At 56.2% G+C, this 22,318-nt stretch carries 21 protein-coding genes; 10 read left to right on the plus strand and 11 right to left on the minus strand.

Annotated elements, in window-relative coordinates:
* Positions 1 to 550 precede the first annotated feature (550 nt).
* On the minus strand, positions 551 to 1,078 hold the full coding sequence (locus LBF07_RS07625; protein ID WP_045403948.1) for a helix-turn-helix domain-containing protein: 528 nt from the start codon (positions 1,076 to 1,078) through the stop codon (positions 551 to 553).
* Between the two features lie 672 nt (positions 1,079 to 1,750).
* Here LBF07_RS07625 and pgaA point away from each other — a divergent pair.
* The 4 genes from pgaA to pgaD are packed head-to-tail and all read left to right on the plus strand — an operon-like array spanning position 1,751 to position 7,887.
* The gene (gene pgaA, locus LBF07_RS07630; RefSeq protein ID WP_094935327.1) at positions 1,751 to 4,189 is read left to right on the plus strand and encodes a poly-beta-1,6 N-acetyl-D-glucosamine export porin PgaA; all 2,439 of its coding nucleotides are present in this window, start codon (positions 1,751 to 1,753) and stop codon (positions 4,187 to 4,189) included.
* An 8-nt stretch (positions 4,190 to 4,197) separates the two neighbouring features.
* Positions 4,198 to 6,135 carry a poly-beta-1,6-N-acetyl-D-glucosamine N-deacetylase PgaB gene (gene pgaB, locus LBF07_RS07635; protein WP_094935326.1) on the plus strand — a complete coding sequence of 646 codons (1,938 nt, stop codon included), beginning with the start codon at positions 4,198 to 4,200 and terminating at the stop codon, positions 6,133 to 6,135.
* On the plus strand, positions 6,128 to 7,456 hold the full coding sequence (gene pgaC, locus LBF07_RS07640) for a poly-beta-1,6-N-acetyl-D-glucosamine synthase (RefSeq protein ID WP_059347680.1): 1,329 nt from the start codon (positions 6,128 to 6,130) through the stop codon (positions 7,454 to 7,456). The genes pgaB and pgaC overlap by 8 nt, the downstream gene beginning before the upstream one ends.
* Positions 7,456 to 7,887: a poly-beta-1,6-N-acetyl-D-glucosamine biosynthesis protein PgaD gene (gene pgaD / locus LBF07_RS07645; RefSeq protein WP_094935325.1), complete on the plus strand. Its 432-nt coding sequence runs from the start codon at positions 7,456 to 7,458 to the stop codon at positions 7,885 to 7,887. Before pgaC ends, pgaD begins: the two co-directional genes overlap by 1 nt.
* A 177-nt stretch (positions 7,888 to 8,064) precedes the next feature.
* Here pgaD and gss read toward each other — a convergent pair whose 3' ends face one another.
* The 6 genes from gss to LBF07_RS07675 form a co-directional block, all read right to left on the minus strand.
* Positions 8,065 to 9,930, minus strand: a complete 1,866-nt coding sequence (gene gss / locus LBF07_RS07650) for a bifunctional glutathionylspermidine amidase/synthase (protein ID WP_094935324.1) — start codon at positions 9,928 to 9,930, stop codon at positions 8,065 to 8,067.
* 111 nt (positions 9,931 to 10,041) lie between these two features.
* Complete coding sequence (locus LBF07_RS07655) at positions 10,042 to 11,019, minus strand: ABC transporter ATP-binding protein (protein WP_069303302.1); 978 nt, start codon at positions 11,017 to 11,019, stop codon at positions 10,042 to 10,044.
* Entirely contained in the window at positions 11,016 to 11,993 is a 978-nt protein-coding gene (locus LBF07_RS07660) for an ABC transporter ATP-binding protein (protein ID WP_094935323.1), read from the minus strand. Before LBF07_RS07660 ends, LBF07_RS07655 begins: the two co-directional genes overlap by 4 nt.
* On the minus strand, positions 11,986 to 12,831 hold the full coding sequence (locus LBF07_RS07665) for an ABC transporter permease (RefSeq protein WP_094935322.1): 846 nt from the start codon (positions 12,829 to 12,831) through the stop codon (positions 11,986 to 11,988). The genes LBF07_RS07660 and LBF07_RS07665 overlap by 8 nt, the downstream gene beginning before the upstream one ends.
* A 5-nt stretch (positions 12,832 to 12,836) precedes the next feature.
* Entirely contained in the window at positions 12,837 to 13,790 is a 954-nt protein-coding gene (locus LBF07_RS07670) for an ABC transporter permease (protein ID WP_033146639.1), read from the minus strand.
* 45 nt (positions 13,791 to 13,835) lie between these two features.
* Complete coding sequence (locus LBF07_RS07675) at positions 13,836 to 15,425, minus strand: ABC transporter substrate-binding protein (RefSeq protein WP_033146640.1); 1,590 nt, start codon at positions 15,423 to 15,425, stop codon at positions 13,836 to 13,838.
* 245 nt (positions 15,426 to 15,670) lie between these two features.
* Between LBF07_RS07675 and yghU the strand changes: the two genes are divergently transcribed.
* The 4 genes from yghU (at position 15,671) to LBF07_RS07695 (ending at position 17,887) form a co-directional block, all read left to right on the plus strand.
* Positions 15,671 to 16,537: a glutathione-dependent disulfide-bond oxidoreductase gene (yghU, locus tag LBF07_RS07680; protein WP_094935321.1), complete on the plus strand. Its 867-nt coding sequence runs from the start codon at positions 15,671 to 15,673 to the stop codon at positions 16,535 to 16,537.
* Between the two features lie 152 nt (positions 16,538 to 16,689).
* Positions 16,690 to 17,022, plus strand: a complete 333-nt coding sequence (locus LBF07_RS07685) for a glycine zipper family protein (protein ID WP_094935320.1) — start codon at positions 16,690 to 16,692, stop codon at positions 17,020 to 17,022.
* A 193-nt stretch (positions 17,023 to 17,215) separates the two neighbouring features.
* Positions 17,216 to 17,548, plus strand: a complete 333-nt coding sequence (locus tag LBF07_RS07690; protein ID WP_033146641.1) for a type II toxin-antitoxin system RelE/ParE family toxin — start codon at positions 17,216 to 17,218, stop codon at positions 17,546 to 17,548.
* A 12-nt stretch (positions 17,549 to 17,560) separates the two neighbouring features.
* Positions 17,561 to 17,887 (plus strand): DNA-binding protein, encoded by a 327-nt coding sequence (locus LBF07_RS07695; RefSeq protein ID WP_032640599.1) that lies wholly within the window; start codon positions 17,561 to 17,563, stop codon positions 17,885 to 17,887.
* 121 nt (positions 17,888 to 18,008) lie between these two features.
* Here the strand turns inward: LBF07_RS07695 and LBF07_RS07700 are convergent, their stop codons facing one another.
* The 4 genes from LBF07_RS07700 to LBF07_RS07715 all read right to left on the minus strand — a co-directional run bounded on the left by LBF07_RS07700 (position 18,009) and on the right by LBF07_RS07715 (position 21,356).
* Positions 18,009 to 18,263 (minus strand): hypothetical protein, encoded by a 255-nt coding sequence (locus tag LBF07_RS07700; protein WP_094935319.1) that lies wholly within the window; start codon positions 18,261 to 18,263, stop codon positions 18,009 to 18,011.
* Positions 18,264 to 18,389: 126 nt separating this feature from the next.
* The gene (locus LBF07_RS07705) at positions 18,390 to 19,937 is read right to left on the minus strand and encodes a methyl-accepting chemotaxis protein (protein WP_045888191.1); all 1,548 of its coding nucleotides are present in this window, start codon (positions 19,935 to 19,937) and stop codon (positions 18,390 to 18,392) included.
* A 345-nt stretch (positions 19,938 to 20,282) separates the two neighbouring features.
* Positions 20,283 to 20,771, minus strand: coding sequence for a TIGR00645 family protein (locus LBF07_RS07710; protein WP_023309169.1), 489 nt, complete (start codon positions 20,769 to 20,771; stop codon positions 20,283 to 20,285).
* 81 nt (positions 20,772 to 20,852) lie between these two features.
* Positions 20,853 to 21,356: an ESA_00282 family adhesion-associated protein gene (locus LBF07_RS07715; protein ID WP_023309170.1), complete on the minus strand. Its 504-nt coding sequence runs from the start codon at positions 21,354 to 21,356 to the stop codon at positions 20,853 to 20,855.
* A 103-nt stretch (positions 21,357 to 21,459) separates the two neighbouring features.
* Between LBF07_RS07715 and LBF07_RS07720 the strand changes: the two genes are divergently transcribed.
* Both LBF07_RS07720 and LBF07_RS07725 read left to right on the plus strand, forming a co-directional pair.
* Positions 21,460 to 21,864: a hypothetical protein gene (locus tag LBF07_RS07720; RefSeq protein ID WP_023309171.1), complete on the plus strand. Its 405-nt coding sequence runs from the start codon at positions 21,460 to 21,462 to the stop codon at positions 21,862 to 21,864.
* 1 nt (position 21,865) lies between these two features.
* Positions 21,866 to 22,315, plus strand: a complete 450-nt coding sequence (locus tag LBF07_RS07725) for a cytoplasmic protein (protein ID WP_094935318.1) — start codon at positions 21,866 to 21,868, stop codon at positions 22,313 to 22,315.
* Positions 22,316 to 22,318: the final 3 nt, after the last annotated feature.

A 22,318-nucleotide genomic window follows, 5' to 3' on the forward strand; every position in this document is an offset into this window, starting at 1 on the left:
AGTTCATAAACGGGGTTAAAGAGCAGAAGATACCATTCGTTTTTCATTATAATACGCGTTTCCTCTCCCCCAAAATCCAACCGCCACCCGCTCATTTTCTGCCACCTTACATCCGCCGGTAGATAGCGGTTTGTACTGCCGATCGCGGAATTTTTTTCTGAGCCGAAACTGAAACCAAAACAGCTCCGGTTCAAAATAATGGTCCATCACAAAGTTGCTCTACTCAATTCCGTACCGGATGAAAAGGTCAAGCAGCATGTCCTCAAGATCTTCAGGTATGAGATTGAAATGCTCCTGGAAGGTCCATTCTTTCTTTGCCGGAGATTTACGGTCACTGTAATTCTCAGTGAGGTAATCTAACAATTCTTGCTCATCATGTAGCATCAGAAAAATTTCCAACCAGTCTCTTCAACCGTGTCCATTACAACGCCCTTTCTCTCGTTTTGAGCCAGAGTAAATCCATAGCTAAAACAAGGATGTCGTCACCGTCCAGTTTTCTTAAAACTCAGAATACCACCCGCAAGTCAGTTCTATGCTTTTGGTTCCCCCCCTAGGGATCGTTCCCACCTGCGTCCAGCAGTTTGTTTTTAAAGATAAACAAACACGCCTCGTTGAAGTTCTCCGCCCCCAGGCGTTCCGAGAGCGCCGTTCGTTTGCGATAGAGGCTTTTGACCGACGTATTCAGCTCATCGGCGATGGCTTCCATCGGCATCCCTGCCCTCAGCAACCGCAGCATGATCGCTTCGTGTGTGCTAAGCCGTAAGTTAAGCAGCCACTTCGTGGTCAGGCGCCTGCCCTTCATATTAAGCACCAGGTTAAATAACGACGCCATATCCGGCGCGGTCAGCGACGTGTTCATAAATAACTTCATACTGAGCAGATTCTCCTCGCGGTGTCGCATATCGAGCATAACGCAGCAGATTGTTTTTTTCGTTCTGGCTGGATGGCGTATCAGGTAATCATATAAACGGAGCGGAGAACGACTATCAATCAATACAGAATATTCATCTGCACCGTTATCAAATATGTTTCTGTCAATCGAGTCGAGCAGGATAATATCCGGGAAAAATATCCGCATCCCTCTGACAAGGTAGCGATCCTGAGTCACTAAAACAATTGAAGTTGCCACTAACCATCCCTTTTAGATTAAAGCAAGCACGATCCCTCGCAAAGAAGGCCGCCTTCGTTTTATAGCGCTGTTATATTAACGATAAATGTATTCTGGCTTTGGACATCCCTCAATACAGACATTGATGAGTAAGACTTCCTGCAGACTATCATTCAATGGCTGCCATTAATTATAAATAAAAAACAATCGCAGAAAAGTCACTTCTCTAAACATTAAGAGTTTTTGTCATGAAACTTCCCAAACATGCACCAGAAAGTACTTTAATTGAGGCAAGTAAACCACATTGAAAATATATACAAAGCTGTCACGATATAAATAAAAAACATATAGTTCAATTACTTACAAATAATCAATCATTTCAATAAAACCGCCAAAAACCACTCGATACAGAATTATCTCAAAACAACACAGCCCCATTTCAACATATTTATCCGGCAACATATCAGGTGTACATTAGCTTTCACCCAGTCCACTGAGATAAGGATCCATAATTACCTTTAGGTAAGTACCCCGTAACATCACTGCATTCAGATTTAATGTTCTCATTTATGGCCTTTAACCCTGAGTTTAAAGGCGGCCGTGTTATGCAATGGATTCATGATAAACAAATGGCAAATAGATATGGAAAGATCGCTTCGCTTCAATACGTTATTCTTTTATCGCGCCCCAACATTATTGTTTCTGTTATTCCTCTTTCCTGTTCTGGCTCAGGCGACTGAATCCGTTTATGAGCAACAGATTCAACAGGCGCGTAACGGTAATTACTCGCCGTTTCTCGATTATCTTCAGCGTTATCAGCAGCAGCATGCCCTGACGCCAGAACACGTTGCGGACTGGTTACAGGTTGCGTCCTGGGCAGGTCATGATGACGAGGTTATTCAGGTCTGGCAGCGTTACGGTATTTATATGCCGCTGCCCGCCCGCGGCGTTGCTGCCGTCGCGCAATCCTGGCGGAATAAAAAAGCCTGGCAGCCAGCCCTGGCGCGCTGGAAAGAGGCGCGTAGCCTTGCGCCGGACAACGACGAGTATCGTATCGGCTACATAAAAACTCTCGCCGATGCCCGCATGGACACGCTTGCCCTGCAGGAAGCCCAACGGCTGGTAGCGGAAAATCCTTCTCAGGCACATCTTGAGACGCTCTCGTATGTCTGGTTACGCCAGGGAAAAAGCTGGGATCGGCTTCTGGCAGACTCGCGCGCGCTGAATATCGCGCCTGAGAATAAAGCGCTCCTCAGCGAGCTGATCGACGCGCTAACGGATAGCCGGGTGAACACCCCCGCGCTGCAGCTTTCACAAAGCGTCACGCTGTCCCCCGCGGAGCGTCGCCGTCTTGAGCGTAATGCCGCCGCCGAACGGGTTCGCCTCGCCGATGTGCCCGGCAGAACAGAAAAGGAGCGCCTGCAGCTTGCGCAAACCGCGCTGAATCGTTACGACGCCCTGCTTTCCCGCTGGCAAAACGATCCGCAGGCGGCGGAAGACGTCGTCCTGGCGCGTATCGACAGGCTTGGCGCGCTGTATGCGCATGGTGATTACCCGCAGGTCATCCGTGAATATCAGGCGCTGACGGCTGAGCAGCATCCGATGCCGGGCTGGGCAATCGGCTGGGTCATCTCCGCGTATCTTCAGGAGAAAAACGCGGCCGCCGCCTTCGCGCTTCTGCAACGCTATCCGCAATACGCTTCCGACCCGCAGGACGAGGAGCACGCGCTTTTCTACGCCTGGCTGGATACGGGAGATTATCAATCCGCCCGCCGATATGCTGAGCGCCAGACCCGCAGCGTCCCGTGGACCCGCTACGATTTCGGCTCCCCTACCCCTCAGCCGAACGATCGGTGGCTTACCGGGCAGTCGCTCCGCTTTAACTATTTGCTGGCGACGAATGCCCTGCCGGAAGCCGAAAAGCTGGCGCACCGTCTGGCGACAACGGCGCCGGGCAATCAGGGATTACAGATTGACTACGCCACCCTGCTTCAGGCGCGGGGCCTGCCGCGTGCGGCCGAGCAAACGCTGAAAAAGGCGGAGGCGCTGGAGCCGTCCAATACAGAGCTAGAGCAACAGCAGGCTTACGTCGCAATGGATCTACAGGAGTGGCGACAGATGGATTTACTGGCCGACGACGTGCTTGCCCGCGCGCCTGCCGACCGCAGCGCCAGGCGTCTCGACAGGCTCAGGACGGTCCACCACATGTCCGAGCTGCGCCTCAACGCGAGCAAGGGTTTGCACTCCGATAGCCCCGTCAGCGGGACGCACGACCTGAGCTGGGACGCCACGCTCTATGGCCCACCCGTAGCGGACAGCTGGCGGCTGTTTGCGGGTACCCGCTACGCGCAGAGTAATTTCGATGAAGGCAAAGGCACCAGCCGTCACCTTTTGGGCGGCGTCGAGTGGCGACCACGCGACCTCCAGCTCGAAGCCGAGCTTTCCAGCAACCGCTATCACGGCGAAAACAAGCCGGGCGCTCGCCTCGCAACAACGTACTTTGTGAACGATAGCTGGCAGGTCAGCGGCAGCCTGGAACGCCTGTCGCGCACTACGCCCCTTCGGGCGTTACGCAACGGCATTAGCGCCAACCGGGGTGAAGGTGGGGTGCGCTGGTATCAAAACGAGCGGCGTGAGTACCAGTTCAGCGCCGCCCTCAGCCGCTTCTCCGACCATAACCGTCGCCAGGAATATACCCTCACGGGCAAGGAGCGTCTCTGGCAGACCCCGTCCCTGACGCTGGATCTCGAGCCGGGGATCGCCGCCAGTAAAAACAGCCTGCGCGACACGCTCTACTACAACCCGGCGCGGGATCTGTCCGTGACGGCTGCCCTGGCCGTTGACCATGAAATGTACCGCCATTACGACACACTCTGGAGCCAGCAGTTCGTGGTCGGAGGCGGCAGCTACTGGCAGAAAAATCAGTCCGCTGGCGCCATCGCCCTGCTGGGTTACGGACAGCGCGTCCAGTGGAACAACGTTATTGATACCGGCGTGATGCTGAACTGGGATAAACGCCCTTACGACGGCAAACGCGAGAGCAATCTCTCCGTCACGTTTGACGCGACTTTACGCTTTTAAGGATGAATATGCTGAACACACGTTTTTCCGTGAGCCTGATACTCCTCGGCTGGCTCTGCCTCAGCGCGAGCGTCTGCGCGCAGGCGATCTCGTTCATTGCGCCCAAAGAGAGGCCGCAACTGGAGGCGAGTAAACCCTGGCCGAAGAACCAGTTTCTGGTCCTGGCCTACCACGACGTCGAAGACGATGCCGCCGATCAGCGCTATCTCTCCGTTCGCACCAGCGCGTTAAACGAGCAGATAAGCTGGCTGCTGCACAACGGCTACCACGCCATCAGCGTGCAGGACATTCTTGACGCGCATGACGGGAAAAAAACGCTGCCGCCAAAAGCCGTTCTGCTCAGCTTTGACGACGGCTACAGCAGCTTTTACACCCGCGTCTGGCCGCTGCTTCAGGCCTGGAACGTCCCCGCGCTGTGGGCGCCGGTGGGCAGTTGGGTCGATACGCCAGCCCATCAAAAGGTGAATTTTGGCGGCCTGATGACGCCCCGGGATCGCTTCGCGACGTGGGACATGGTGCGCGAGCTCAGCCAGTCTCCGCTGATTGAAATCGGATCGCATACCTGGGCCTCGCATTACGGCATTCCGGCCAACCCGCAGGGCAGCCGCGAGCCGGCCATCGCCAATCGCTTTTATGACAAAGCCACGGGTCGCTATGAAACCGACCAGCAGTTCAGCCAGCGGATCGGCGATGACGTTCGTAAAGTGACTGAAAAAATCACGCAGGTGACGGGCAAAGCGCCGCGCGCCTGGGTCTGGCCCTACGGCGCCGCCAGCGGTACGTCGCTCGCTATCGCCAGACAGCAGGGTTACCGGCTGGCCTTCACCCTTGAGGACGGGCTGGGGAACGTGCAGGATCTGGGCAACATCCCCCGCCTGCTGATCGCCGGGAATCCCTCGCTCAAGGCGTTTGCCAGCACGGTCAGCCAGGTTCAGGAGCGCGATCCCGTGCGCGTCATGCACATCGATCTCGACTACGTTTACGATCCCGATGCGGCCCAGCAGACCCAAAACATCAACAGGCTGATCCAGCGGGTTTACGACATGAAGATCAGCCATGTTTTCCTGCAGGCGTTTGCCGATCCGCAGGGCGACGGCAGGATCAAGGCGCTTTATTTCCCCAACCGTCGGCTGCCGGTTCGGGCCGATCTCTTTAATTTTGTCGCCTGGCAGCTGCAAACCCGCGCCGGGGTAAAAGTCTTCGCGTGGATGCCGGTGCTCTCGTTCGATCTCGATCCTTCCCTGCCGCGCGTGCAGCGCCGGGATCGTCAAACCGGCCAGCTGCAAGAAGCCACCGAGCCCTACATCCGGCTTTCCCCGTGGGACCCGCAGGTGCGCCAGCAGGTGACGGACATCTATGAAGATCTGGCCCGCTATGCCAGCTTCAACGGGGTTTTGTTCCATGACGATGCGGCGCTGACGGACGTGGACGATGCCGGTCAGAACACCACGAGCCAGAAAAGCCAGACGCTCATCGGGTTTACCCACGCCCTGAGCCTGGCGGTGAAGCATATCCGCGGCCCGCAGATAAAAACCGCGCGCAATATGTTCGCCTTACCCATTCTGCAGCCCGAAAGCGAGGCGTGGTTCGCGCAGAATCTTGATGATTTTCTGGCGGAGTACGACTGGACGGTGCCGATGGCCATGCCGCTGATGGAGTCCGTTCCGGCAGACGAGAGCGATGCCTGGCTGACTCGTCTGGTTAACGCGGTCGCCGCACGCCCCGGCGCGCTTGATAAAACCATTTTCGAGCTGCAGGCCAGGGACTGGGACCAGAAACCGCAGCGCGCCGTGTCCGACAGCCAGCTTGCGCAGTGGATGCGCGTGCTCCAGCTGAACGGCGTCAAAAACTACGGTTACTACCCCGACGACTTCCTCAACAATCAACCTGATATCTCACGCATCAGGCCTGAATTTTCTTCGTACTGGTACCCTGACAATGACTGATCGCATTATCGCCTTCTCTATTTTATGTCTGGTATTCGGGTTGCCGTTAGGCGTGGCCGCCCTCTTTACCGGCGAACTGATTCTGGATTTCGTGTTCTTCTGGCCGCTGTTCATGTCGGTACTCTGGATAACAGGCGGCCTTTATTTCTGGTTTCAGCTTGAACGCCACTGGTCGTGGGATAAAGACACGCCCGCCCCGACGCTCGCCGGTGAGCCGCTCATCTCCATTCTTATCCCCTGCTTCAACGAGGGACGAAATGCCCGGGAGACCATCAGCGCCGCGCTGGATCAGCGGTATGAAAATATAGAAGTTATCGCCATCAACGACGGATCCTCTGACAACACCGCGCAAGTGCTGCAGGAGTTGGCGCAGGAACAGCCGCGCCTGCGGGTGATTAACCTCGCGGAAAATCAGGGGAAAGCGCTGGCGCTTAAAGCCGGAGCCGCGGCGGCGCGGGGCGATCTGCTGGTCTGCATTGACGGCGACGCCCTGCTCGACCGCGATACCGCCGCTTATCTGGTGGCCCCGCTGATTCAGTACCCCCACGTCGGGGCGGTTACCGGGAACCCGCGCATTCGCACGCGCTCCACGCTGATTGGCCGCATTCAGGTGGGCGAGTTCTCTTCCATTATTGGGCTCATCAAGCGGACGCAGCGGATCTATGGCCGGGTCTTTACCGTCTCCGGCGTCATCGCCGCGTTTCGCCGACAGGCGCTGGCGGACGTCGGGTACTGGAGTCCGGACATGATCACCGAAGACATCGACATCAGCTGGAAGCTTCAGCTGCGCCACTGGGATATCTTTTTTGAGCCGCGGGCGCTGTGCTGGATCCTGATGCCGGAGACGCTGAGGGGCCTGTGGAAACAGCGCCTGCGCTGGGCCCAGGGGGGCGCGGAGGTGTTTCTGGTTAACCTTCGCAGGATCGTGCGCTGGGAGCATCACCGCATGTGGCCGCTGTTTCTGGAGTACGCGCTGTCAACGCTGTGGGCCTTCGCGTACGCGATGACGGTGCTGCTGTTCCTCCTCAGCCAGGTTGCGCCTGTTCCCGCCAGGCTGACCGTGGAGAGCCTTTTTCCACCGGAGTTTACCGGGCTGCTGCTGGGCGTGATGTGCCTGCTGCAGTTCCTGGTCAGCTTGTACATCGAGCGGCGCTATGAACGAAAAGTGGCCAGCTCGCTTTTCTGGGTGATCTGGTTCCCGATGGTGTACTGGATGATCGGCCTGTTCACCACCCTCGTCGCATTTCCAAAAGTCATGCTTAAACGCCAGCGCGCCCGCGCGCGCTGGATCAGTCCGGACCGGGGAAAAGGGAGCATTTAATGAACGAAAATACCTTAATTTTGACCGAGCATCGGCTCTTGCCGCGTCTTTTTGATGCCGCGCTAACGCTGGTGGCGTGGGGAGGATTTCTGTTTTTCCTGTATGCCCGTCTGTGGATGCAGCTAACCGATGAGAGCGACCACCGCTGGAGCGTGATTATCGCGTCCTTTAATACGGTGTTGATCTACCTGCTGTTTGCCGCGCTCAACGGCTGGCTGCTGATTTTGTGGTATCAGTACAACCGCCGTCGCGCCAACGTGAGGCGGCGCCAGCCGGGCTATTTTCACCAGGAGGAGCTGGCCCGCAGCTTTAACGTCTCACCGCAGATCATCTCCGAGATGAGCCAGTACAACCTGCTGACGGTGTACCACGATCAGATTGGCCGCATCATCGATCTGAAGATCAACGAGCAGGAAGAGGAAGAGCAGTAACAAAAAGCCCCCGCAGGAGACCCTGCGGGTTGAGGGATCCACAGTATTTTGTAGCAAGGAACATAACGTGACCTGAGCCGTATGTTCCCCCTCACCCCAGCCCTCTCCCTCAGGGGAGAGGGGGCCGTCCTTGCAGGCATTATTTTGTAGGCAATCCTCAGCCCTGCGGGGGGATTTTTATAGCGAGTCCTTCACCACAATCAGCGGCTCGATATCGCTCTCTTTCTTCACCACCAGCGAGTCATCGCCGCGCAGACAGGTTCCGCCGTAGTTCCCGCCCACGGTGAAGGTGCAGACCTGTATGTACTTGCCGTCGACCTTCGGCAGGCACCACAGCTGCTGGTAGATATTCTTGCGGTCGACAAACTTGCCGCTGGATTTATCCAGCAGTTCGTCCTGGGCGCTGATGAGATCGATATTGCTGCCGCAGCGTCCGGCAATCGGCTTGACGGCATAGCCGGTCTGCTTCAGCAGATCGTTAACCCCAAAATCGGTGTCGAGCAGATAACGGTGATTCGGGAACAGCTGCCACAGGACCGGGAGAATCGCCTTGTTGCCGGGAATAACGGTCCACAGCGGTTCGAAGACCAGCACCTCCGGGCGCAGCAGGACGTCAATCAGGCGCACCTCGCCCTCGGGATGTCCGGTGCGGATCGGCACGGCGGCGTATTCGGTTTCGCTTACCTCGCGGATCTGCTCTATCGCCGTTTCCCACGCCCAGGTTTTCCACACGCAGTTGACGTGGCGACCTTCGTCGTCAATCAGCTGTCCGGCGGCATCCCAGCTGAGCGCCTCCAGCCCGTGCAGAATTTTGGTCTCGAACCCGGCCTGCATCAGCGAACGCTGAATAAAGAGCGCGTGATAGTCCTCTTCGACATCGTTGTCCTGCATGATGTGGACGAACGGCCGCGCGTGGCTGTGCTTCCACGCCCCGGTCAGCTCTTCCAGCAGCCCTTCCGCCGGGTTATGCCCGTTGCCGCGATAGCCGTTTTTCACCCACTCTTCGAGAATCAGCCCGCCCTCGGTATGGCAGGACGCGGAGTCGGCGTTGTACTCGTAGACCTTAATGCCTCGCTCATCCATGCAGAAATCCATACGACCGGTGATCATATGGTGGCGACGCCACTGCCAGGAGAGGCGCAGGCGCGGCCAGAGGATTTTCGGGATGTCGAAAAGCGCCAGCAGGCTGTCGTCTTTCAGCACCTTGTCCGTCGCGTGCAGGTACATCAGGTGCAGTTCGTTGGTGGCCTTGATCAGCTCCTGCTCGGCGCTTTCGGTAATGGTGAAGTACTGGCAGGGATCTTTGTTGATCACATGGCCGTTAGCGCGGATATACGCCTGCTGCAGCGCGTCATTTTCGTTAAGCCATTTGCCGTCGAACTGACGTTTGTTTTTCAGCCGCGCGCCGCTGATTTTCAGCAGTTCGCCGTCGATTTCCGGCTGGGGAATGCTGTGTTCCGCGTCGTCGGTCTGGATCATCCAGCCGAGAATCTCCGTGTCGTTGAAGGTGTCATGGATCGTGTAACACCCGTTCTCCACGCTCAGACGCAGCTCGCGCGTCCACTGCTGCCCGAGCGGCAGCGGGGAGTGAATCACGTTCTGCTCCGCAATACGCACCTTATCGTCGAGAAGCTGGGTGATCACCGCCACGTGGCCGGTCTCGTGAAACTCGCCGCCCTTTTGCCAGATCAGCAGCGCCCCGGCGCGCGGCGCGCGTTTTGAACCGTTGGCAAAAGCCTGAAGGGGCAGAATGTTATCGTTCACCACCTGGCGCAAAAAGCGCAGGGAGAAGATTTCCCACGCCATGCCGACGTCGGTAAACACGAAGCCATAGTTGAGAAACAGGAAACGGCGGGCAAACTCAACGCATTGCCACTTGTGGCCCATGTATTCGTTGCCGATATAGCTGCGAAAATCCGCGTCTTGCGGGTATTTTCGCGGGTCCAGACTGCCGTAATTTGAAGAGTAAATCGCCACGCCACCGGGCGCATAGCCTAACAATGTCCCGAATGGCGCATCACTGCTTAACTTTCCTTTACGCATGTATCCAACCTAAAACAGGCAGGCGGCAATTTTTTTAAGGGTTGTCGTCGTCTGCACGTTGTAATTAACCTGACAGAGGGACATTTATCATACACCTGCGCGGCGCATTAACTACATGTTAAACAGCCAGCATGCCGCGAAATGCCCTGGCGCGATCTCCCGCATGGCAGGCTCCTGCGTCTGGCAAACCGGCATGGCGTGCGGGCAGCGGCTGCAGAACTTACAGCCCGGCAGCGCGGACGTGGGGCCGGGAATGTCGCCGCGCAGGGTGGCGTCTTCGAGATTGCGGATGCGCGGATCGGGCTGGGGAACCGCCGCCAGCAGCGCGCGGGTGTAAGGGTGCGCCGGACGTTGATACAGTTCATTCGCCGGGGCCACCTCCACCAGTTTGCCGAGATACATCACCCCAATGCGGCTGGAGATATGGCGAACCATGGAGAGATCGTGGGCGATGAACAGATAGGTTAGCCCCAGCTCCTGCTGCAGATCCTGTAAAATATTCACCACCTGCGCCTGCACCGAGACGTCCAGCGCAGAGAGCGGCTCATCGCACAGCACAAATTCAGGATGCACGGACAACGCGCGGGCGATACTGATGCGCTGACGCTGGCCGCCGCTGAACTCATGCGGGAACCGTTCAAGGTGCTCGTGCTTCAGCCCCACTTTGTAGAGCAGCGTTTCCGTACGTTCCCGCTGTTCTTCGCGGCTGTAGCCGTGGATCTGCATCGGCTCGGCCACCAGCTGTCGCACCGTCATACCGGGGTTGAGCGAGGAGTAAGGATCCTGAAAAATCGCCTGCATCCGTTTACGCAGCGGCTTAAGCTCTTTTTCACGGGCGTGGGCAATCGCCTGCCCGGCGAAGTGGATCTCACCCGAGGTGATATCGAAAAGGCGCAGGATGGCGCGCCCGAGGGTAGATTTTCCGCAGCCTGACTCCCCCACCAGGCCAAACGTCTCGCCGGGCTGGATATCAAAGCTCACGCCATCAACCGCCTTCACGGCCACGCCTTTACGCAGCAAACCGCCGTTGAGCGGATAGTGCTTGCGCAGATCGCGCACGCTCACTAATGGCGCCAGTTGTTCACTCATGCCTGAATCTCCTTGTCTGCCCATAGCCAGCAGGCGGCGCGATGGCCCTCTCCGGCGGTGTAAAATGCGGGCTGCCGTTCACACTGGGGCATGCGTTTCGGGCAGCGTTCCGCGAACGGACAGCCCGGCGGCGGGTTAAGCAGGCCAGGCGGCGAACCTTCGATCGGCGATAAACGCTGATTGACCTCATCCGGGCGCGGCAGCGAGGCCAGCAGCCCCTGGGTGTAAGGATGCGCAGGGCGATAAAAAATGTCCTCTACGCTCCCCTCCTCCATCACCAGCCCGCCGTACATCACCACCACGCGGCTGCAGACCTGCGCCACCACGCCGAGATCGTGGGTGATCAGCAAAATCGCGGTCCGGGTCTGCTGCTGCAGGCTTTTCAGCAGGCGCAGGATCTGCGCCTGAATGGTCACGTCCAGCGCGGTGGTCGGCTCATCAGCAATAAGAAGCTTCGGGTTGCAGGAGAGCGCAATGGCGATCATCACCCGCTGTCGCATCCCGCCGCTGAACTCGTGGGGATACTGGTCGTATCGCCGTTCCGCCTCGGCAATGCCTACCTGTTCCAGCATGGCGATGGCCGCCGCTTTGGCCGCTTTTTTGCTGAGTCCTTTGTTGCGCATCAGGATCTCAGCCATCTGCTTGCCGATGGTCAGCACCGGATTCAGGGCGGTCATCGGATCCTGAAAAATCATCGCGATCTCGTTGCCGCGAATGGCGCGCATCTGCGCGGGCGTTTTCTGCGCCAGATCCTCATTCTGGAAGCGGATGCTGCCGCCGGTTATCCGTCCGTTGCTCCCCAGAAGCTGGATAATCGACTTGCAGGTGACGCTTTTCCCGCAGCCCGACTCGCCGACGATGCCGACAAGTTCGCCCGGCTGAACCTGAAAGCTCACGCCGCGCACCGCGTGAACCTCGCCCTCGCGCGTGCGGAACGTGGTTTGCAGGTTCTCAAGCGCTAATAAGTTACTCATCGCGATTCGCTCCCGGCTCAAAGGCGGTACGGAACACATCGCCCAGCACGTTAAAGCTGAACACCGTCAGCAGGATCAGAATGCCGGGGAACATCGCCAGCCACGACGCTTCGCCAATATAAGACTGCGCGTTGTTAAGCATGCTTCCCCACGACGCCGCGGGCGCCTGCACGCCCAGCCCTAAGAAGCTGAGGGTTGACTCCATCAGAATGGCCGAGGCGATATTAAGCGTGGCCGCCACGATAATGGTCGGCAGCACGCCGGGAATGATGTGGCGCGCGATAATGCGCAGCGGATGCTCCCCCGACGCGCGGGCATAAAGCACGTACTCGCGCTCTTTCACCGACAGGGTTTCAGCACGCACCAGACGCGACATGTTCATCCACGTCAGCAGGCTGATAATCAGAATGATGTTATCCACGCCCGGCTTGAGGTAGGCATTCACCACCAGCAGCAGGAAGAAGGCCGGAATGGCCATCAGGATATCCACGGCGCGCATCATCAGGTTATCCAGCCAGCCGCCAAAATAGCCGCTCACCGTTCCCACCACCGTGCCGATAAGCGTGGAAAAGAGCATGGCGAGAAAACCGACCATCAGGGAGATCTGGCCGCCATACAGCGCGCGGGTGAAGTAGTCGCGGCCGTATTCGTCGGTGCCAAACCAGTGCGCGGCATCCGGCGGCAACGTGCGCGCGCCGAGCGCCATCTGATCCGGATCGTACGGGCTTAACCCCGCACAGAGCGCGGCGACAACGAAAATAAAAAGCACAAACAGGGAGAACTGCGCCGGACGGTTGCGGCGCAGCTGGTGACGAACCTGCTGCCAGCGTCTGCTCATCCGGGTTACCTCAGCGTACGAATGCGGGGATCGGCGAAGCGATAAAGCACGTCGGCGATCAGGTTACCGACGATCAGCATCATCGACGAGAGCATGATGATCGCCATAATCAGCGGGTAATCCAGCGAGGCGATCGACTGGATCCCGAGCAGCCCCATCCCCGGCCAGGAGAAGACGCTTTCCGTCACATAGGCCCCCACAATCAGCTCTCCGAACGACAGCCCGAACAGGGTAATCACCGGCAGCAGCACGTTTTTCAGAACGTGCCGAAACAGAATACTGGAACGCGTCGCGCCGTAGGCAAGCTGGGTCTGAACGTAGTCGGCCGAGAGCTGCGAGATGGTGTTGGAGCGGATGTAGCGCACGTAGCTGGAGAGGTTGTAGAACGTGAGGGCAATACACGGCAGCACGCCGTGACGCAGCAGATCCAGCCCGTTATCCTCCATGCCGATGGTGCGCATCCCCATGCTGGGGAACCAGTTAAGCTGCACGGCAAAAATGGTGATGAGCAGGATGCCGAACCAGAAAATCGGCACCGAAATGCCAATATAGGCGAACAGGTTCAGCAGATGATCCAGCCAGCGGTGCTTAAATGCCCCCGCCAGCAGCCCCAGCGGGATCGCCAGCACGATCGCCATCATCAGCGACGCGCCCATCAGCCCCAGCGTGGCCGGTATGCGTTCGCCGATCATCTCCAGCACCGGGCGGTGATAAATCAGCGAATAGCCGAGATCGCCCTGCAGGACGTTTTTCAGCCACAGGACGTACTGCGTGACCAGCGGCTTATCCAGCCCCAGGCTCTGGCGAATACGCTCGATATCTTCCGGGGCCATACGCGGCGTAATGTACGCCGCCACCGGATCGCCGGGCGCGAGCTTGACCAGCAGAAACGCCACCAGTGAAATAAAAAACAGCATCGGCAGCAGCTGCAGCAGCCGACGCGTGAGGAGTGTGTTCACGACGTGCCCTTACCAAGGCCCCGACCTGACGGCCGGGGCAATCACTTATTTCTGATAGATTTTTGACAGATCCTGGAACAGATAGACCGGTTTCGGCTCCGCTTCCTGGGTGCCGCCGAAGCGCTTGTCCACCGCGACGGTCGCATTGGTGTAGGCGATCGGGTAGTAGGTCATATCGTTCGCCACGGTCTGCTGAATTTGCTTGTAGATATCGGCACGTTTTGCGGCGTCGGTTTCCACTGCGCCTTTATCCCACAGGGCATCAAACTGCGGATTTTTGTAGTGCGCGTAGTTATAGGCTTCGTTGCTCATGAACAGCGATTTGTAACCGTCCGGCTCGGAGCCCATGATGTAGCCGCCCAGGTTCAGCTCCCACGCGGTGTTGTTCATATCGAGGCTGCGCTGAGACATGGCGTTGGAGTCCAGCGGCATCAGCTCCACGTTCACCCCAATGCCCTTCAGCGCCTGCTGAATGTAGAGCGCCATGCTCTCCTGGGTTTTGTTGGTGTTCACATACGCCAGGCGCAGCTTGAGATTGTCCGGCGCGCCGGACGTCTTCAGCAGCTCTTTGGCTTTTTGCAGATCGAACTTGTACTGCTCGACGTCATCCGTCTTGTAAAGCGTATCTGGCGTCAGGAAGGAGGTCGCCGGTTTAGCGTAGTCCAGCGAGGTAAAGGCGGTCTGGGTGAGCTCGTCTTTGTTGATGGCATACGCGATGGCCTGGCGCAGCGCTTTGCTCTTCATCACCGGCACGTTCTGGTTGAACGTCATATAGGCCAGACGGCCTTCCGGATAGACCACGAAGTCAAACTTACCGGTATTTTTCAGGCGGTTCACGTCCTGCGGGTCAACCATCTTGAGGTTGATTTCCCCGTTTTGCAGCGCAAGGTTGGCGGCGTTGCTGTCTTTGGCGAAACGGTAGGTGACCGAATCAAGCTTCGCTTTGCCGTTCCAGTAATCGTCAAAACGGGTCAGGGCGTAATATTGCCCGGCGCGGTACTCTTTGAATTTGAACGGGCCAGAACCCACGGGCGCATCGTTTTTGCTGCTCTTTTCCAGGTCGCCTTCACCGGCGAACACGTGCTGCGGGATCGGGTAGATTTGTACCAGGGTGCCGGTAAAGGCCGCGCTGACCTGCGGTAGGGTGAATTTGACGGTGCGCTCATCCACCTTGCTCACCTGTACCGGCTTGTCGCCGTAGGTGAACATGCTGCGGAAGAAGCTGTGCTGTTTGGCATCCAGCAGCTTATTGAACGTAAAGACCACGTCGTCCGCCGTCAGCGGCTGGCCGTCCTGCCATTTGAGGTTGGGTTTTAACGTCAGGGTATAGCTCAGGTTGTCGGCGGAAGGCGTCAGGCTTTCCGCCAGGCCCCACTCAATGTTGCCGTTATTAAAACTGTACAGCGGGGCATAGAGCGCCTGCATGATCGTTAACGTCGTACGGTCACTGGCATAGAGCGGATTAACGGCTAACGGGTCGCCGGAGGTAATTCCAATAATTAGCGAACCGCCCTCTTTTGGCGCGTCGTTTTTTGCCGCAGCCGCACTGTTTGTCTCTTTATTTTTCGCATCATCACAGCCCGCCAGGCCTAACGCGAGCGAAACGACCACTGCCGATAACAGAAGCTTGCGCATCTCACTAACTCCTTGCCTTATAAAGTGTTTATTACTGCATCTTTTATTTATGTTGAAGCATCATATTCAGCTTTATCGGTTTACGCATTAATTATGAAAATGCGATTTTCGATTAAGCTTATGCCGGATTTGTTATATATAAGCGCCGGAAGGAATAGCGGCAGATCGATTACGCTCAGTTCGTTAAACGCTTCACAAATCTCCTGCTACACTGCCTCAACACATCACTCAAAAGGCAGGCCAACATGTCAGACAACACGTATCAGCCACCAAAAGTATGGGAATGGAAAAAGAACGGCGGCGGCGCGTTCGCCAACATCAACCGCCCGATTTCCGGCGCGACCCATGAGAAAGATCTGCCCGTGGGCTCCCACCCGCTGCAGCTTTACTCTCTCGGAACACCGAACGGTCAGAAAGTGACGATTATGCTCGAAGAGCTGCTGGCGCTGGGCGTGACGGGCGCGGAGTACGACGCATGGTTGATCCGCATCGGCGAGGGCGATCAGTTCTCCAGCGGGTTTGTTGAGGTGAACCCGAACTCGAAAATACCGGCGCTGCGTGACCACTCCACGAACCCGCCAACGCGCGTCTTTGAATCCGGCAATATCCTGCTCTATCTGGCAGAGAAATTCGGTCACTTCCTGCCGAAAGATCCGGCTGGACGCACCGAGACCCTGAACTGGCTGTTCTGGCTGCAGGGCGCAGCGCCGTTCCTCGGCGGCGGCTTTGGCCACTTCTACAACTACGCGCCGGTAAAAATTGAATACGCGATTGACCGCTTCACCATGGAAGCCAAGCGCCTGTTCGACGTGCTGGATAAACAGCTGGCGCGCGGTCGCTACGTGGCGGGGGAAGAGTATACCATCGCGGATATCGCCATCTGGCCGTGGTTCGGCTGCGTGGCGCTTGGCAGCGTCTATAACGCCGCCGAGTTCCTCGATGCAGAGAAGTACACAAACGTGCAGCGCTGGGCGAAAGACTTGGCGAATCGCCATGCCGTTAAGCGCGGCCGTATCGTTAACCGCACCAGCGGCGAGCTGAACGAGCAGCTCCACGAACGCCACGCGGCGAGCGACTTCGATACCAATACGGAAGATAAGCGTCAGGCGTAATGTTCAGCCGGGCGGGTCCCCGCCCGGCAACTGAGATCCCAGCCCAGGGCATGATTAGCTTAAAGGTTGAGCCGGTATTGCTGGCACTATCTGGACGTTTTTCTCGCGTGAGAAACGACGTCTCAACCGACAGCAGTCACAAAGGATCTGTTATGAAACTTATTAAAACAACGCTGGTTATCAGCGCCCTCATTTTTTCCACCTCGGGAATGGCTATCGACAAAACCGCCGCTGGCGCGGTAGCAGGCGCGGCCATTGGTGCGGCCACGGGCAAAGATCTGAAATCGACCGTTGGCGGCGCCGTCGTGGGCGCAGGCACAGGTGCCATGTTCAAAAACGGCGGCAAAGGTAAAGCCGCGCGTAAGGGCGGCGCGGTAGGGGCTGCCGTGGGAGCAGGTGCCGCAGCGGTTACCGGCAAGAGCGTGCTGAAAGGTGCAGCCGTTGGTGCGGGCACGGGTGCGCTGATTGGTGAAGCGACGTACTGATAAATACAGCCGGGCAGCGCTCTGCGAGCCCGGCCTCGTTGTTATGCAGTCATCCCTCCGCACAAGATCTCACATTTTTGCGATCCGCTTTCAGAAATCACATCTTCCCCACTGCAACAACCCTGTGAACAGTTGCCTGTCGTAGCCTGAAGATTACAATGCATTTGCTTATCGTAAACTACAGGCTACAATAATGGCTAAGGTCAAACACTACATCACAGCAGACGGGTACGACCCTTTTGATGCATATCTGAGAAGTGTGAAAGATCCCATAGCTAAAGCCATGATTGCTACACGTGTCGCCAGAATGTCTACGGGTAACTATGGTGATTGCAAGCCATGCAGAGAGAGCGTTTCAGAACTCAGGATTGACCAGGGGCCGGGTTACCGCGTCTATTTCAGCGAAGTCTTCGATCCGGCAGATGGCGCAGTGAGTCTGGTGCTATTGACTGGAACGAAAAAAAAGCAAAATGCAGATATTGACAGGGCCGTTGAGTATCTCAACGACTACAAGCGCAGAATATAAGAGGAAATCGGAATGGCTAAATCAGTACTTCATGATGACGCAATGGTACAGCTCCTGAAAGATTCTCCGGATTTCGCGCCCGTATATCTTCATCAGGCTTTCATTGAAATTGACGAGCCCGGAGGCTATGAGGCGTTCATGCTGGCTTTACGACATGTGATTGAAGCCTCTGGCGGGATGACCGTCATTGCTAAACGTGCAGGCATTTCTCGCGAATCACTCTATAAATCACTTTCACCAAACGGTAACCCTTCATTTAAGCGTATTGCGGAAGTGGCATCCGCAACGGGATATCCGATTTCCAGAATTGCAGCTGCAGGGTTAAACGCACCAGCGTGAGACGCACGTCAAAATACGCCCTAAGTTCTGGCCGGGCGAAGCATCAATGACGATCGTCATGCTGAAACGCCATTGGAAAAGGCGGTAAGAGACATGCCTGCATGCCGCCTCATCTGTTGCATTAATACTTAATGTCCCGCGCTTTTTGTCTTCCGGACTGTTTCATCTGACGCTTGTCCTGACGGCAGTCGTGATTGCTCTGGTTATTGTTCGCCACGCAGGTCTGCTTCACCTGCCGCGACGCGTCGCGGGTTTCCTGCCTGACATCACGCGCCACGCGCCGCTCCTGCGCCTGCTGGGTCGCACTGGCAGAAACCGAGAACAGCATCAGAAGAATGAAAGAAAGGACGGGAACGACAGATAACGATCTGTTCATAGCAACACCTCGAAGAAGAGAGCCCAGAACGTCAGGGGGTTAGCAAAAGAATAGCAGTTTCAGAAGGGGCTGAATGGGGAAGGCGTTAATAATATAAGGCCGCACAAGGCGGCCTTGTACGTTGCGTTATGCCGTCAGGCGGAACTTCTGCACCGAGCGCTGAAGCTCTTCGGTCTGGCGCTCCAGCGCCGCCGCCGCGGCAGAAACTTCTTCAACCAGCGAGGCGTTTTGCTGGGTCACGCCGTCCATCTGGGTAATGGCAATCCCGACCTGCGAAATACCCTTGCTTTGCTCCTCAGAGGCGGAAGCGATTTGCTTCATGATGGTCGTCACTTCCGTCACGTCGCGCAAAATCGCATCCATGGTGGTGCCGGTGTCGCTCACCAGCTGCGCCCCCTGCTCTACGCGGGAAACGGAATCGGTAATCAGCCCCTCAATCTCTTTAGCCGCGTTGGCGCTGCGGCTTGCCAGGTTACGAACTTCACCTGCCACCACGGCGAAACCACGCCCCTGTTCGCCGGCACGCGCCGCTTCAACCGCCGCATTGAGTGCCAGAATATTGGTCTGGAAGGCAATGCTGTTGATCACGTTGGTGATTTCAGCAATTTTCTTCGAGCTTTCCGAAATACCGCTCATTGTGGTCACCACCTCTTCCACCAGCGAGCCGCCGCGGCTGGCGGTAGTTGAGGCCACATCAGCCAGCTGGCTGGCCTGACGCGCGCTTTCCGCGTTCAGTTTCACCGTGGCGGTCAGCTGTTCCATGCTGGCTGCCGTCTCTTCCAGCGCAGCCGCCTGCTCTTCGGTACGGGAAGAGAGGTCGTTGTTACCGCTGGAGATTTCCGTCGCACCGCGCCAGATATTTTCACTGCCGGAGCGAATCGTACTGACCGCTTCGCGCAGGCTGTCCTGCATCGCGCTCAGCAGCGGCACCAGCTGCCCCACGCAGTTGCGGCCGAACGGCTCAATGGGCTGGCTGAGATCGCCCTGGGCAATCTGGCGGAACTGCTGGCGAATGCGAGCCAGCGGTTTGACCAGCATCGCCACCAGGTAACGGTCGGTGAAGAGCAGGATCAGCAGGCCGATAATCGTGGCGACGATAATCACCGTGCGGGTCATGCTTGTCAGGCCGTCCACCACCACGCGGGTGCTGTCGAGCGACTTCGCGGCGGCATTGTTGAACGCCTCAGCGGCCGCACCGAACGCGCGGCTCAGCGGTGGCGTGACGTTGTTGGCCTGCTGGCGATACCCCTCCAGAGCCCCCTGCTTCGCCTGCTGCATTTGCGGCGTGACGCCCTGTTCGAGCAGCGCCTGCCAGGAGCCGATCACCCGGGAAGAGACCTGCTCGTCCATCGGGCCTGGGGAGATCGCTTTCATCTCGGCCAGTTTCTTGCCCATGTTATCCAGCGCCTGTTGGGCGGAGGACAGATCCGGCGTGCCGCCTGCGGCTTTGACTTCCATTGCGCGGCTCAGACGGGTCACAAAGCGGAAATATTGATCGTTACCCTGGCTGAGTACCGTCATCTGTTTAACCAGCTGGCGATCGACTTCATTGCCATCCGATACGCGAGAAAGGGACCAGGTGCTGTACAACCCAACGCCCGCCCACATTAAACAAAAGATCCCGAGAATCGTCAGCATGACGAAACGGATCGTGAAATTACGGAGCATATTCATAAGTCTTCCTTGCCGTGAGGGTGAGTTCGCCCAGAGGCGAGTACTACTCTCGTTATCGGCAGGAAAGAGGGAAATTATAACGTTTTGTGATCATTTTTAATTAGCGTGGCTTCACTGGTCACACAGCTGCCGTTAATCATTAGGCCCACGCTTAGTGATGCAATTTGTGATGTGATAAGTGCAGAGTGGGAAAGCGCTTTGAATCTGTGGCAGGCGTCGTCGGATAAATAGTGCGGTCTGATGCCCTCACCCCGGCCCTCTCCCACAGGGAGAGGGAGAAAGGCCGCACCGAGCGGTCCCCTCGCCCCTTTGGGGAGAGGGTTAGGGTGAGGGGTAAGGTGTACTTTATTTCTTACTGATCTTATCCAGATACCCCATCACAAACGCAGACAGCACAAACGTCAGGTGGATGATGACGTACCACATCAGTTTGTTATCCGGCACGTTCTTCGCGTCCATAAAAACGCGCAACAGGTGGATAGAAGAGATCGCCACAATCGACGCGGCCACTTTATTCTTCAGCGACGAAGCATCCATTTTGCCCAGCCAGCTGAGCTTCTCTTTACGCTCGTCGATATCGAGCTGGGAGACAAAATTCTCGTAGCCGGAGAACATCACCATCACCAGCAGCCCGCCCACCAGGGTCATGTCCACCAGCGACAGCAGAACCAGAATCAAATCCGCTTCGGCAATAGAAAAAATGTTCGGCAGAACATGCCAGATTTCCTGAAAGAACTTAATCGTCAGTGCGATAAGTGCCAGCGAGAGGCCAAAATAGACGGGGGCCAGTATCCAGCGGGAGGCATACATGGCATTTTCAAAAAAGCGTTCCATAAAGTCCTGTTTGCAAAAGAAACCAGCGCCCAGTATATCTCAACGGCGCTGGCTGTTTGCAATAACTCAACGGTACGTCACTTAGACGTTGTCTGGGTTAACCTCGGGACGTGCGTACTCCGGCCAGACAAGCGCCACCAGTTCAGGATAGGCTTCCAAGCTGAACTCGCGAAAACACTGACGCAAATTTAATACGTCCAGATCGGAATAAGAGACCTTCTCGCCGTTAAGACAGCGCTTTTTAATATTGTCATAATATTTATAGACTGCTGAATTCAGATCGCTACAGCGACGCTGTGCCTCAAACAGTCCAGGCGTGTCATTAATTTCCGACATTTTCATGCGCTTAATTGTCGCGTGTAAAAAGTCAATATATTCGTGGTTCACCCGCCAGTACCAGACAGGCGTAACGGAGTTCATCAATACAGAGAAATGGTCTTCCCCTTCCTCTTTTGTCATCAGTTCAGGTTGCGGGGGTTCACTGGTGTCTTTCGACACTTTCGTTTTATTGAACTCCTGCATCAATAAAAGCACACCAGCGGTCAGTAATAGTAATGTGATGACCGTAAAAAAGATGCTGTTCATGGGTAGGCTCCATTTTTTTTGATTTTAAATTTGCCTCATGATATTGTCAACGAATCTCACGCCTTTACCAACCCCACCCTGTTGAAAATAAAGGAAATTAAAAATGCTGCCCGACTATCTCGTCCCGGCTAAGTACCACATTACGCCTGTGGAACAGCAACCGACGGAAGCAGAAAAAGAGGCCAGTTTCACTCAGGGGAAAAGAAAGCTCTCTGATTTCGAGCCCGATATATTAATTGGTGTTTCCCGAACTGGCAAATCCCGAAATATGTTGCTGGAAGAGCACGATCGCCATATAAAAGACCGCTTATTTCGCGCCATAAAAATTGAAGCCTTTGTCCACCTGCTGAATGACCTGCAGGCCGAGGGTGAAATAGATGCCCAGAAACTAAGTCAAATAATGGCCGAGAAAACCGAAGAAATTAATGAAGCGGGCAATGAAATTTGGCTTAATTTAATTACGCGCGAAAAAAACAACCCAATCTTTTATAGCCTGGGGGAAGATTAACGTGAAAGAAGTTAAAAACAACGACGTTTATTTGACTTTAGATGATAAAAAAAGTGATGAATTTATCTTAAAGCAAAATCTCGACGCGCTAAGAAACACAAAAAATGACGAGATGACGCGTATTACGCAAGACCTGGTATCGATCCCGGCGACGCTGGTTCGTCTGAAGTGGCAGAATCGCCGTGAAATTTATCCGCTACAGGTCAAAGAAGAGATTTACGGTGCCGTGATGAACGCCATCATAGAGCAGCGTCCCGAGCTGAAAGAGAAGCTTCTGGGACGTCTTGAGGCCAATTATCAGTATCTGCTTGCCAGAGAAATCTCCACCCTGCGTCTGACGCGCAAGCTGTCCGACGGTGAGTACCGTACCTCAAACGTCACCTGCGTGGCGCTTGATGAGGACGCGCTGGCAATCCCTTCTACCGCACCGACGGATAATAAAAACGCTTAAGCC

It is taken from the genome of Enterobacter cloacae complex sp. ECL352, assembly GCF_020149545.1.
Taxonomy (GTDB): domain Bacteria; phylum Pseudomonadota; class Gammaproteobacteria; order Enterobacterales; family Enterobacteriaceae; genus Enterobacter; species Enterobacter asburiae_B.